Here is a 12,732-nt window from a genome sequence, read left to right as displayed (position 1 = left end):
CGGCTCGCGGCAAGAGGGAAGCAGCGCATTGCCGTTCGCTTGACATATTGTCAATTAAATTTACAAGTTGATTTTCACATCGTTCTTCCCACCCAATCAAAATCCGGACAATGATTATGAGTGCTTTCGACACAATCAGGCGTGTTACCGATCGTATCCTTGAGCGCTCACGCGACACGCGTTCCGCCTATGAGGCAACCGTAGCCGAAGCACTTTCAGAAGACGGCCCACGCCGACAGAGCATGCCCTGCGCCAACATTGCGCATGTGGGCGCCGCCTGCTGTCCCGGCGACAAGCAGGCTATTTTGGGCACAACTGCGCCCAATCTCGGTATCGTCACCGCTTATAATGACATGGTTTCCGCGCATCAGCCGTTTGAGGATTTTCCGACAATCATTCGGACCGCTGCCGCCAAGCTCGGCGCAGTTGCTCAGGTTGCCGGTGGCGTCCCTGCCATGTGTGACGGCATCACGCAGGGGCGCGACGGCATGGAGCTTTCGCTGTTTTCGCGCGACGTCATCGCTATGTCGACTGCGATTGCTCTCAGCCATGATGCCTTTGATGCTGGACTTTACCTTGGCACTTGCGACAAGATCGTGCCCGGCCTGTTCATGGGTGCAGTGGCTTTCGGTCATCTGCCTGCGATTTTTGTGCCGTCCGGGCCGATGACAACAGGCCTTTCCAACGAAGAAAAAGTCAAAGTTCGGCAGTTATACGCAGAAGGCAAGGTCAAACGTGACGCCCTACTGGAATCCGAGACACGTTCCTATCATGCCAAAGGCACCTGTACCTTTTACGGCACCGCCAATTCCAACCAGATGCTGATGGAGATCATGGGCTTGCATTTGCCGGGCTCAACCTTCGTCAATCCGGACACACCACTTCGTGATGCCCTGACGCGGGCGGCCGTCAAACGTGCCGTTGATCTTTCGCTGCTGGGCAAGGAGCCGACACCAATTGCCGATATTGTCACTGCCAAGTCTGTGGTCAACGGCATTGTCGGGCTTCTGGCAACCGGTGGTTCGACCAACCACACCATGCACATGGTGGCCATGGCCCGGGCCGCGGGGATCATTGTAACTTGGGACGATTTTTCAGAATTGTCCGATGCGGTGCCGCTGATCGCCCGTGTCTACCCAAATGGTCCGGCCGATGTAAACCAGTTCCATGCAGCAGGCGGCATGCGGGCGTTGATTGATACGTTGCTCGTTCATCGCCTCGTCCATGCCGACGTTCGCACTGTAGTGGGTGACTGTCTTGAGGACTACATCGCAGAGCCAAAACTGATTGAGGACGAGGTCGTCTGGCAGGTACCGGCACAACCAGTGGTCAATCCCGCAGTAATCAAGACGGCCGATAAACCCTTCCAGGCAAATGGTGGCCTGAAGGTTCTGACAGGCAATATCGGTCGCGCAATCATCAAAATTTCGTCCCTCAAGAAAGACCAGTTTATCATTGAAGCGCCAGCCCGGATTTTTGAGCGGCAGCAGGACCTCATCACGGCCTTTGAGCGCGGTGAACTGAATCGCGACTTCGTCGCCATTCTGCGTTTCCAGGGACCGAAAGCCAGTGGCATGCCGGAACTTCACAAACTGAGTTCGGCACTCGGCGTGTTGCAGGATCGCGGCTTCAAGGTGGCACTTGTTACCGACGGTCGTATGTCAGGCGCCTCAGGTAAGATCCCCGCTGCAATCCATGTCACACCTGAAGCTGTAGAAGGCGGAATGATCGCGCGCATCGACGAAGGTGATATTGTGGTGCTCGATGCCATTGCAGGCACACTTTCAGTACGTGTTGACGAGGATCAATTGGCACAAAGAAAAGCTGCATCCAGTAAGGCGACCACGCGTGGCACGGGTCGGGAACTGTTTCTGCATGCCCGCGAACGGGTTTCTGGCGCGGAGGCGGGAGCAAGCTTTGTCGTATAGGGCGTCACCCTATACGACGGGCCTTCTTGGGGGTTAGGTCGCTAGGCGTTTGGAGCTCAGGACCGTTTTTTGATTGTGCTGTAGATGATGTTTCGGTTGGCGCCGAACCACACTTTGCTGTCTACGGTGCTCGGATCAGCACTGGCATTGGTAACGCGCCACATATCGGCTTCCGAACGCTGGAGAAGCTCCCAGTTCATGTAGGACTCCATGTAACCGTCATCGGCCATTTCATCTGAGAAATTGGCGTAGAGAAACATGCCGCCCGGCTTCAGCATGTCCATGCAAACCTGGGTGAGGCGGATCGCCACCTTGTCGGTCAGATAATCGTACAAGCCTGCGGCATAGATGAAATCAAAGGTTCCGATCTTATGTTTTTTGGCGAGCAGGCCACGAACCGAGCCGTCGATTGGTTCGATGCACGTGCCATGGAACTGGCTTGAAATCGATGCGATGCTGAGCGGGTCCTGATCGAGGGCAACCCAACGCTTGATGCTACCGTTCTTAACCGCCTGAGAATTTTCTGCTTCACGAAGATGGCCTGCAGCAACGGTCAGAATTTCCGTCTCCGGTCCCTTCTCGGCTGCAACCATATCAACATATTCGGTCAGAATGTCGCGGCGCTCGCGAACGGCAACCGGTCCCGGAGCGTTGCGGGTATATTCAAAAATGTTAAGGCCGAGAGGCGTGGATTTTGCCACCTCATGTGCCACTGCCTCATGACCGTAGATGAAGTCGATAAGGCTGGCATCGCCAGAGTATCCGCGTGGTTTTTCAAACGACCAACGGGTGAATGGGCACTGCTGCATGATTTTTGCGGAAGGGTGCGCCTGAATGATCGGAATAAGTCCCTGCCACACGGCCGGACCATATTTCCACCGCAAATCATGCATCTGGGCAATCAGCCATTTTGTCGCTTCGGCGAGGTCGTTACCGGCGCTGAAGCGCTGATTTGCGAGGTTCATGATCAGTACGAACTCCGCCTCTGCCGTTGCCAGAAGATCAGCCTCGGCGGTTTTGTCAGATGGGTGGCGATGGTTAGTGACCGACTGGGGAGTGATAAGACTTTCACCGTCAAGGGAGAACAAAGGCTGAGCCACGCGAACCTCACTGCTGAATAAAGGGTTAAAGAAAAAGATAAAATCTTCAGCATTTTCCGTGCACGTCAAGTTCGCGGCGGTGATGTTTTTCAACAACCCCCACCTTTCCAGTTTGTGAGAAGTTTAGAAAAAGTTAATAACCTCAGGATATATGAGAGTTGGTGCACTCTCGGTTGAGAGTGGCATGGGAGCTTGCGCAGGGTGAATCATCGTTGACTTCCGGCTCTGGCCGGATGGCGGCTAGAATCAATGCGCTGGATGTTGGGTGAATAGGGCATGATGCACTTGTTAGCCGAGACCACCGTGCCCGCGATGCGGCCGGCGCTTTCCCCTGAGCAGATGCGTAGCCTCTATCAGCAGGAAAGTGAACTCAACCGAAAAGACGTGACGCGTCACGGTCTTTGGATCGCTGTTGCCGCTTATATCGCTTACTCTGCGACCGATTACCTGTTCCTGCGCGATGTCGCGCTCTACACCATTGCGGGTCGCGTTGCCGTGGGCATCGTTGCGTTGTGCGTTCTCGAAATTCTGCTGCACTTCAAAGCACGTGCCGATATCATCGATCTTATTGCCGCAGTCTCCGTGCTTTCAGGTTATGTTGTTTGGCTCGCTACGGCACAAATGACCAGCCATGTGAATGCCTTTTCCTACTACATGGTGTTTGGCGCCATCTTCATGATGAGCTTCAACCTGTTTTTCAGCTTCCGGTTTCCACTGGCATTCGCGGCTTCGGCGACGAACCTGACGATCTTCGTCGGTTTTCTCTACGCCTTTGAGCCGATGGGATTGCTTTACAAGCTGATCCTCGGTGCATTCTGTATTTCCTGCTTCATTTTTACATCCTACGTGAACCTGCAGCTCAACAGAGAGCGTTACAAGGTTTTCCTCAACGCCTATGAGGCGCGGCTGCAGCAATCAGCAGCCGACGAACGGGGCAAGGCTTTGCTGCACTTGTCCATCACCGATTCGCTGACCGGCCTTGAAAATCGCCGTGCGATCGACCAGCGACTGCGTGACTACTGGAACAATTGGCGAGAGCACGGCAAGAGTTTTGCTGTCCTGCTCATCGATGTCGACTTCTTCAAACGTTACAATGACTGCTACGGCCACCAGGAAGGTGACCGTTGCCTGATTGCGGTGTCGCAGCGACTGAAAACCGTTGCATCACTGCATGGCGCCATCATTGGCCGATATGGCGGCGAGGAGTTCATTGTCATTGCACCTACCGACACACCCAAACGCGCCGCCGATCTGGCGGAAGCGATTTGTATCGCCGTCCGTGTCATGGCGTATCCGCATGAAGCAAGACGCGACGGAACACCCTTCGTCACCGTCAGCGTGGGTGTTTCGCACACACGCGGTAATGCAGTCCAAGTAGACAGGGTCATTCACGAGGCCGACCGTGCGCTCTATGCCGCAAAGGCAAGTGGCCGCAACTGCGTCAAACTATTCGACACCAAGGACCCCTGGGCGAGCGACGATAGTGAAAACATTGCAGCGATCCTTAAAATCGCCGTTCAACAGCGCCTTGTTACTCTGGTTTATCAACCGATCCGCGACGTCAAGACAGGCGAATTGAGTGGGGCTGAAGCCTTGATGAGATTAAGGATGCTGGACGGAACGCCCGTTCTGCCAAGCACCTTCATTCCGATCGCCGAGCGAACAGGGGCGATTGTCGATCTCGGTCGCTGGGCGATCCGAACGGTTTGCAGCGATCTGTTGGCGACCAATCTTGTGCCCGTTGCCAGTGTTAACGTGTCGCCAATCGAGTTGAAGATGCCCGGTTTTGCGACCTATGTCGCAGCTACACTGTCAGAATTTGGCCTGATGGGTGCGCGGCTTGCCTTCGAAATCACCGAAGGCGTTGAGCTGGAAATGGATCAGGAGGTGGTTCGCTGCATCAGTGACCTCAGAAAACTTGGCGCTCAAATCTGGCTCGATGATTTCGGCACTGGTTTTGCCGGTCTGTCCTGGCTTCGCCTGATCGAATTCGACACCGTGAAGATCGACCGCTCCTTCCTGCATGATTGCGACACAGAGCGCGGTCGGATGATGCTGCGTGATATCATCAGCCTGCTGCGCAACCGTGGCCTGCGAATTCTTGTCGAGGGTGCAGAAACCGAAGCCCATGAGCTGTTGATGCGGCAATACGGAATAGACCAGATCCAAGGTTTCCACGTTGGACGCCCTGTACCCGTCAGCCAATTCGAAACCTATGAAGTGGTGCGTCGGTCAACGCCTGCGGGAAACTCCCTCATCCAGGGCTAAGAGCGCTAAACTCCAGCGCTCCATAGATTCCCAAGGGGCGTCATGAACCAGACGCCCAACATCCTGTGAAAGTCGTTTTAGTTACCAGCGCGGCACGCGTCTTTCGTAACCGGGATCGAACAACTGCATATAGGCAGTGTCGTTGCGTTCCTTCATCTCAGTCTGTTCGTAGAGCGCAGCAAGATCGGCGAGTTTCTGGTGGTCAAGTGACACACCAAGACCCGGGCCTTGCGGCACATTGAGCTTGCCATCGCGGAACGTGAAGGGTTTGCCTTCAATCACATCGACGCCAGTCCATGGGAAATGTGTATCGCAGTCATAGCTAAGGTTGGGTGTCGCTGCGGCAACATGGGTCATTGCAGCCAGCGTGATACCGAGATGCGAGTTGGAGTGCATGGATACACCGAGGCCCAATGTCTCACAGATCTTGCCAAGATGTGTCGAGGCACGCAGACCGCCCCAATAGTGATGGTCGGACAGGACGATCTGGACAGCTTTTTTGCGAAAGGCTTCGGCGATCTGGTCAAACTCAAGAACGATCATATTGGTGGCCAGCGGAATCGATGTTGCTGCGGCCACCTCCGCCATCTGGTCCATACCAATGACGGGATCTTCAAGATACTCCAGAACCCCTTCCAGTTTGCGTGCCATGTAAATGGCCGTGTCTACGGTCCAGCCGCCATTGGGATCAATCCGCAAGGGATGATCTGGAAAGGCTTCGCGAAGCTTCAGCATCGTCTCGATTTCGAGATCGGGATGCAACACCCCCCCTTTGAGTTTCAGGGACTGAAAGCCGTATTTGTCCACCATCCGGCGGGCTTCCCCAACCATCTGGTCTGGCGTCAGCACTTCCCCCCATTCGTCCGGTTCTTGACCGATATGAGCGGCAAACTTGAAAAACAGATAGGCGCTGAAGGGAACCGTGTCACGAACCGCCCCACCAAGCAGGTCACAAAGCGGCCGTCCAAGCAGCTTGCCCTGAATATCAAGACATGGAACTTCAAATGCCGAGGCAACAACGTCCGTCAGCTTGTGATCGGCAACGGCGGTTTTCGCGTTGATGCCTCCACCACCGGGCAAGGCAGCAATCACTCTTGCCTTCAACTCGTGAAGGTGAAACGGGTCAAGCCCGATCAATGACGGAGCCGCCCGTCTTAAACCGTCCAGGGCTTTGATACTGCCATAGCTTTCTCCCAAACCAACCGTACCGTCATCACAGATGACTTCGATGATGGTTCTCAACGCATGGGGCTGGTGCACACCCTTGCAATTCAGCAAGGGTTTGTCGGGGATGGCAACCGGCGTTAATTTGATGTCAGCGATACGCATAAGAACTCCTATCGCCACCAGGTGCGCGCTGCCGTCAACGCGTCATCCAGAGGTGGCAGTTCGGGATGCCAGTGGCGCTCCCATTCGAGACTGAGAGGGATGTGTCGTTTACTCGACCTGACAAGCGACATAAGATTCGCCATGGGGAAATCACCGTGGCCGGGAAGCACGTAATGGCGAAGGCCATCGCTTCCCATCTTGCTGTCCTTGACATGCAAATGGACGACATTGTCGGCGATATCAGGCCACAGGCTGTTGAGAGCAGAACCCTTGGCCCAGGTGTGATGGGTGTCCCATAACATCAAGGCGTTTGGCACGTGTTTGACGAAGGTCTTCAGTTGCGCAGCATCTGCCAGAGCATCATGGGTTTCGATCATCAGATCGACATTCAGCCCGCGCGATTGCCGGTCGGCTTGCCATTGATCAAGCAATGCAGTTGCGCGTCTCATCCCGTCGGCAGCTAACTGTTTGCCGCCGTCAAAGATTCTGAGATGTGCCACGCCTGCCGCTTCCGCCCATGCAACAAAGGGTTCGACGGCCGACAGGTCACGACTTTCAAGCAATCGGATCGATGTATTGAGGGCCACGACCTTGAGGTCGCGTTGTTGAAGAAAGGCCGCAAACTGCGACGGGCGATCAAACTCCGTATCCAATGCCGAAATCACGTCAACCGCGCCGGAAAGTGCACGCAATTCCACGGAAGATATACCGTGCCGTCTCGCAAGGTCAGCGGTTTCATGCAGGCTTAGTTCAGAACATCCAAGCGTCGAAAAACAGTATTCAACAGGGCTCATGCCATACGCTCCATGTCCTGTTTGCGGACGGGGTAGAGCGGTGGAAGGCCGGCAACAAATCGCTCTATTTCAGTAATTGCGACATCGGAAAGGGCACGCAGTTCGTTGCCCAGCGCTCCGGCGATGTGTGGCGTCAGCACGACATTCGGCAGGTCGTAGAATGGGCTGTCGACCGGCAAGGGTTCCGGTTCCGGCGTGTCGATCAGAATACGCAGGCGGCCGGATTGTGCCTCCGATAACAATGCCTGGTGATCGACCAGCCAGCCCCGTGCCGTATTGATGAACACCGCATGGTCGGCCATCAGCGCGAGCTCTTGAGCGCCAATCATATGGTGGGTCTGCGGCAGGATCGGCGCATGTAGCGAAACAATGTCGGACCATGCAAGAAGCGCGTGTAACTCCATTTTTGTCGCACCAAGTGCAACTGCCTCATCCTCAGACAGGAATGGATCGTAGACGGCAATTTCAAAACTGCCTCGTGTCAGCATATCGATGACCTGCCGTCCGATACGAGACGCGCCAACAATGCCGACTTTGCGGGAATAGCTGCCAAGCCAAGGCAGATTCATGCCACGGCGGCTGCCAAAACCACCGGTGCCGCGCTCAGCCCGGTGTTCATCCCGCAGGCGAAACACATCCTTGCCGCACATGATGATGGCCGCATAGGTAAACTCGGCCACGGGTGTGGCCATCACGGATGCGGCTGTTGTCACCAGAATATCTGAGTTGTCCCAAAACTCGGCAGGCGCGACTACGCGCACCGATGATGCCGCATAAGCCAGCATCTTGAGGTTGGGTGCCCGGGCAAGGCGTTCTTTTGTCAACGACGGTGTACCCCAAGCGGCAAGCAGAATGTCGGCATCAGCCAGAGCTTCGCGACCCGTACCCGTGTCAAAATCCGTATAGGGAAATCCATCAATGATATCTGTCACTGCATTCAGTCGCGCCCATTCGTGCGCGCTGAAAAACCCATCGGGAAGCTCGCTGCGCATGGCTATCAACAGCTTCGGTTTCTTATCATGTCTGCTCATGCGCGCACCGGACTTGAAACAGGCCGCACATCAATGCGCGCAATATCGATGTTGATCGGCTTTGAGCCACCCTGCATCAGAACATCGAGACAAAGCTCGGGAGGTGCGTTGCCCGGCCGGAGTTTTAATGGAGGCGTCCGCAATGCACCTTTCCAATGGGTATCGGGAAAAGGGAAAACTGTACCGTCTTCTGCGCGAAAGGGGTTTAACGCACTGGCCTGTTGCCCGTCTTCGGCAACATCCTTCAAGCGTAGTGTTACTCCGAGAATTCCGGGATGAGCCGGCACGTCGATATCGCAGATCGCCTCAATCCAGCTGCCGGTTCCCGGATGTTCAATCTGCCCGCCAAGACGGTGGCTTTGGTCACCTTTATCGCTGAGTGTCTTCGCCGATAATTCGGTGACCAAATTGCCCGCTGGATTGTCGACAGCATCGAAGCGATCATCTTTCGGCAGAAGACGGTCTGGCGCACGCGGTAACATTGCTTCGAGATACCCTGCCAGCAGCTTACCGACAGCAAAGGCACCGCGTACTGAAAAATGCGTTCCATCGTCAGAATAACCGGAATAGGGCTCTCCGAATTCATTATCCGGATCAACCCATGCCGCGTTCCAGTCAAACACATGGCAATTGGGGTGGTTGGCGGCGAATTCAGCACTCTGGCGATTGATCCAGTGCGCCTTAGCCCTTTCGGAACCATGGGCTGGCCACTTGCCCACACCACGCGCCAGAATGGGCAGCAGAATGACCGTCTTGCCCGCCGCCAGCAAAGCCAACGCAATACGTGCTCTGGTATCTGCAATCGTCTGGCGCGTTTCCACCATCATGTCGTTGGTGCCGGCGTCAAGCAGGATAAGGTCGAAATCCGATCGCAGCAATAACGACAACCGCCGTTCGATCTCGATTGCCTTCTGCCCTGACACCCCAAAATTGAGCCCGCTAAAAAACCGGCTGACGCCAGGTCGATTGCTCGGTTCCCAACCGGGCGGCACCGATGGATCGTGATGGACAGGACAACGAAGCCTGCCGTGAGACAGAACCTCGGCCCAACTCATCCAGCCGCGTGCCGATGTCGCGAGCATCCCGGCATCGCCAATGTGGTTTTGCTGGACGAGCGACGTGCCAAGAATGGCAACGCGGCTCGCCCTTGGTAACGATACGGACATGGTTTTACCAGGCTATCAGGAGAACAGGACGCCGCCATTGATGTCGTAGCAAGCGCCGGTGATGTAGGCCGCATCGTCAGACGCGAGGAAGGCTACCAGACCGGCAACATCCTCACTCGATCCTTCGCGCTTCAACGACGTGGCACCGGCCACCCGCTCACGCACTTCCGGTTTGGTGAAAGTGTCGTGGAAGGTGGTCGAGATCATGCCCGGGCAAACCGCATTGACGCGAATGTTAGGACCAACTTCCTTGGCAAGGCCGCGCGTGAAAGTCATCACTGCACCCTTGGATGTCGCGTAGGCCAAAGCGCCTGGACCACCGCCGTCGCGGCCGGCCTGCGACGAGAAGGTAACGATGGCGCCGCCTTTTGCCATCTTCGGCACGGCTGCCTTGGTGATCAGGAAAAGCGAGGTCAGGTTGACGTCGAGTACCTGATGCCAGAAGGCTTCGTCCATCTCGGCCAGAGACTTCCGGGCAATCAGGCCGCCTGCCACGTGCACCAGACCGTGGATCTCTCCGAACTTGTCGGCTGCCGCAGAGATTGCGCCTTCGACATCAGTGGCCTTGGTAAGGTCGGCCTTGACGGCCAGCGCCTTGCCGCCGAGCTTTTTAATTTCGGAAACGGCTGATGCTGCACCTTCCGCTGCGCCGTTATAGGTCAGCACCACATTGGCACCTTCCTGAGCAAACCGGATAGCGCATGCGCGGCCAATATCGCGACCTGCACCAGCGACGATGACAGTTTTGTTTTTGAAACGTTGCATTTGAAAACCTCGTATTGATTAGAACTGCTTGGGAAGAGAGAGTTTGAAGCGCTCGTCATCGACATCGCTGAAGTAGATGTCTGTCGAAAAACCCTGATCATCGATGAAATTGAAAATCCGCTTCGGTTCGCTCAGGCTGTAAGGCACCAGAAGGGTGACCAGACGGTGTCGTGTTGCGGCCGGTACGGTCGCGCTAACGTGGTGATGGATTTCGAGCCCTTCGAATTCCTTCGGATCGATACCGGGAAACCCTTCAACAGCCGAAATCTGCGGCATGCCGGCCGATGAATAGACAAATTGGCCATAAAAGCCGGCTTTCTTGCCGGTGTAACGGAAACTGGAACGACCGGTCTGCGGCGCGCCGATCGTGTGGCAAAGCCATTGCAATTCCTGCCGCTCGGCGCACTCCACCTCATCGACAAACACGAAATAGCTGTTGTTGACGAAATGGATTTCACGCTCTGCCTTGCGAACCAGCGGGTTTGCAACCTGATAGGCCGCCGTCGCATCACCGACGATCTTGATATGACCAGGCTGCTCATCGACTGAAACGATACGTCCGGCGGCACGCCGTGCCAGTGCCTTGTCCTTTTCGGCATATTGGCCTTTGCCGCCAATAAGCACCGCATTTTTCGAGCGGGTCTGGCGGCGCCAGTTCACATGCATTTGTGAATTAAAGGCGACATAATAACCGGACTGGATCGCCAGATCTTCGCCATAGGCATAGAGCACAAAGGCGTTCTGATCGCCGTGGCTGTGGCTCAGCGAACCGTACGGGCTGGATTTGAACACGAACTGCAGATGCCGGTCCGGATCTTCCATGTGTTTCTGGATGGTCACCCAGCCAATGTCATTGAACACGGACAGTGCTGGCAGATCACTTGGCGGAACAGCCTCCACCTGCTGGTAGTCGTGACGATAAACAAGATCGTCAAAATTCAGATCCCACCAGCCGTAATTATAAAAGGCCATTTCGGTACCAGCCGCATCCTGTTTGATGCGATCGAAATACCATTGGTAATGGCCATTGCCGGTCACACCGGCAAACTGGCGCACATTGTAGCCGACCTTCAGACCGGGCAGATCCCCCATGGTGGAATCGTCACCAAAATTGGCGCGGCGCGTTCCCGGAGCCTTGGTGTAGAGCGGAAACCGTCCGGTGTTCTGGAAGAAAGGACGCTGATAGAGGTCGTAACCGATGTAAGAGCGGATCAGGTTGGCGGCTTCGATCAGATACGCCATGCCGGTCATCCAGTAGTGCGGACCTTCGGCCCAGCCACCATCGGTGCCCGCCCATGGGGAATAGAGGGTCGACAGGAACTCAACCGTATAGTCGAGCCATTCGCCACCTTCTTCGCTTTCACCCAGCAGCGAAATGCAGGCTGGTGTCAGCACTGCAGACAAAGAGCGTACGGCGTGACTGTCATAGGGGAAGACGTGGATGCGGGCATGCGAGATCACATGGTCAGCAACCTCTCGCGTACGGCGCAGTAAAACGGTTTTGACCGTCTCGCGCTCTTCCTCGCTCAAATGGTCATAAAGCCAGTCATATCCCCAGGCGAGAGCGACAACGACACGGAAGCCAGCCTCGTCATTGTAGGCGCGGGAGGTCGCGCCAGTCGGATCCCAGGCGGCAACAGCCAGCAGCCAGTCCCGCGACCTGTCGAGCAGGTCTTCCCGACCCAGAACACGTCCCGCAATCGCCAAATGGCGAATGGCGTAAATCACTTCCTGGCAATCAATATACATTTGCCGCCACAAGGTCGCGACGCGGACGTTGTCGGGGTAGGGTTTCGGTTCAGGCATGATCGGCCGGTCCAACCAGGGTTTGACGGACTTTTCAAAAAAGTCGGACCATCCGCAATGATCGGCATCCTTTGCCACCGCGGCTGAGAAGGATTTTAGCTGATCGCCATTCAGCCAGAGCCTTGGATGGCTGGTGTGGGCGGCGGCATGACGGGCTGCCCGGCCTGGTAACGGTGTTTTTGGCAAAGCAGCGGTGATTTCGAAATCGCGCACCTTGCTCCAGTTGGAAAGAGGTTGTCCTGCATTCTGATCCCAGAGCGCGTAGCTCCAGTGATAATGGCCATCCACCAGCACCGTGTCCGGGGTGAAGAAGTTCCAGGCCAGATCTTCATAGACAGTTGTTTTCGCATCGGAAAAATCGGGATCAGTCGAGATGCGCAGCACATAGCGCGCACCGTCATCAATATCGGGAAGCCAGGAAAAACGCGGTGGATTTTCTGCAGGCGGTAATTGCTCACTCGGCATGTAGCCAATGGTCAGGGAACCCGGGCGCGGTTCATCGAGATGAGCTTGTCTGGCGATCGCCGAGGCAGAGGGACGCATTG

9 protein-coding genes are annotated in these 12,732 nt (G+C 55.7%); 2 read left to right on the top strand and 7 right to left on the bottom strand.

The window, feature by feature from the left end:
• The first annotated feature begins 116 nt into the window (after positions 1-116).
• Entirely contained in the window at positions 117-1,928 is a 1,812-nt protein-coding gene (edd, locus tag ACZ5FM_RS26470; RefSeq protein WP_312949181.1) for a phosphogluconate dehydratase, read from the top strand.
• A gap of 56 nt (positions 1,929-1,984) precedes the next feature.
• Here edd and ACZ5FM_RS26465 read toward each other — a convergent pair whose 3' ends face one another.
• Positions 1,985-3,028, bottom strand: coding sequence for a class I SAM-dependent methyltransferase (locus tag ACZ5FM_RS26465; RefSeq protein WP_464041273.1), 1,044 nt, complete (start codon positions 3,026-3,028; stop codon positions 1,985-1,987).
• Positions 3,029-3,304: 276 nt separating this feature from the next.
• Between ACZ5FM_RS26465 and ACZ5FM_RS26460 the strand changes: the two genes are divergently transcribed.
• On the top strand, positions 3,305-5,296 hold the full coding sequence (locus ACZ5FM_RS26460; RefSeq protein ID WP_409515602.1) for a putative bifunctional diguanylate cyclase/phosphodiesterase: 1,992 nt from the start codon (positions 3,305-3,307) through the stop codon (positions 5,294-5,296).
• 81 nt (positions 5,297-5,377) lie between these two features.
• On the opposite strand, the gene ACZ5FM_RS26455 is transcribed toward ACZ5FM_RS26460, so the two are convergent.
• The 6 genes from ACZ5FM_RS26455 to ACZ5FM_RS26430 are packed head-to-tail and all read right to left on the bottom strand — an operon-like array spanning position 5,378 to position 12,730.
• On the bottom strand, positions 5,378-6,625 hold the full coding sequence (locus ACZ5FM_RS26455) for a glucarate dehydratase family protein (protein WP_312949185.1): 1,248 nt from the start codon (positions 6,623-6,625) through the stop codon (positions 5,378-5,380).
• Between the two features lie 8 nt (positions 6,626-6,633).
• The gene (locus ACZ5FM_RS26450) at positions 6,634-7,419 is read right to left on the bottom strand and encodes a sugar phosphate isomerase/epimerase family protein (protein ID WP_312949187.1); all 786 of its coding nucleotides are present in this window, start codon (positions 7,417-7,419) and stop codon (positions 6,634-6,636) included.
• Positions 7,416-8,450 (bottom strand): hydroxyacid dehydrogenase, encoded by a 1,035-nt coding sequence (locus ACZ5FM_RS26445; RefSeq protein ID WP_312949189.1) that lies wholly within the window; start codon positions 8,448-8,450, stop codon positions 7,416-7,418. Before ACZ5FM_RS26445 ends, ACZ5FM_RS26450 begins: the two co-directional genes overlap by 4 nt.
• A complete protein-coding gene (locus ACZ5FM_RS26440; RefSeq protein ID WP_312949191.1) occupies positions 8,447-9,616 on the bottom strand; it encodes an SGNH/GDSL hydrolase family protein in 1,170 nt (389 codons plus the stop codon). Before ACZ5FM_RS26440 ends, ACZ5FM_RS26445 begins: the two co-directional genes overlap by 4 nt.
• Positions 9,617-9,631: 15 nt before the next feature.
• The gene (locus tag ACZ5FM_RS26435; protein WP_275642741.1) at positions 9,632-10,381 is read right to left on the bottom strand and encodes an SDR family NAD(P)-dependent oxidoreductase; all 750 of its coding nucleotides are present in this window, start codon (positions 10,379-10,381) and stop codon (positions 9,632-9,634) included.
• Between the two features lie 18 nt (positions 10,382-10,399).
• Entirely contained in the window at positions 10,400-12,730 is a 2,331-nt protein-coding gene (locus ACZ5FM_RS26430; RefSeq protein WP_312949194.1) for an alginate lyase, read from the bottom strand.
• Positions 12,731-12,732 lie beyond the last annotated feature (2 nt).

This window comes from Agrobacterium sp. 5Ca50 (assembly GCF_055381905.1).
This window is presented reverse-complemented; position numbering and strand designations above follow the sequence as displayed.

Excerpts from the sequence above, each read along its gene's own strand:
- edd (WP_312949181.1), top strand. The coding sequence starts at position 117 with ATGAGTGCTTTCGACACAATCAGGCGTGTTACCGATCGTATCCTTGAG.
- ACZ5FM_RS26460 (WP_409515602.1), top strand. The coding sequence starts at position 3,305 with ATGATGCACTTGTTAGCCGAGACCACCGTGCCCGCGATGCGGCCGGCG.
- ACZ5FM_RS26455 (WP_312949185.1), bottom strand. The coding sequence starts at position 6,625 with ATGCGTATCGCTGACATCAAATTAACGCCGGTTGCCATCCCCGACAAA.
- ACZ5FM_RS26450 (WP_312949187.1), bottom strand. The coding sequence starts at position 7,419 with ATGAGCCCTGTTGAATACTGTTTTTCGACGCTTGGATGTTCTGAACTA.
- ACZ5FM_RS26445 (WP_312949189.1), bottom strand. The coding sequence starts at position 8,450 with ATGAGCAGACATGATAAGAAACCGAAGCTGTTGATAGCCATGCGCAGC.
- ACZ5FM_RS26440 (WP_312949191.1), bottom strand. The coding sequence starts at position 9,616 with ATGTCCGTATCGTTACCAAGGGCGAGCCGCGTTGCCATTCTTGGCACG.
- ACZ5FM_RS26435 (WP_275642741.1), bottom strand. The coding sequence starts at position 10,381 with ATGCAACGTTTCAAAAACAAAACTGTCATCGTCGCTGGTGCAGGTCGC.
- ACZ5FM_RS26430 (WP_312949194.1), bottom strand. The coding sequence starts at position 12,730 with ATGCGTCCCTCTGCCTCGGCGATCGCCAGACAAGCTCATCTCGATGAA.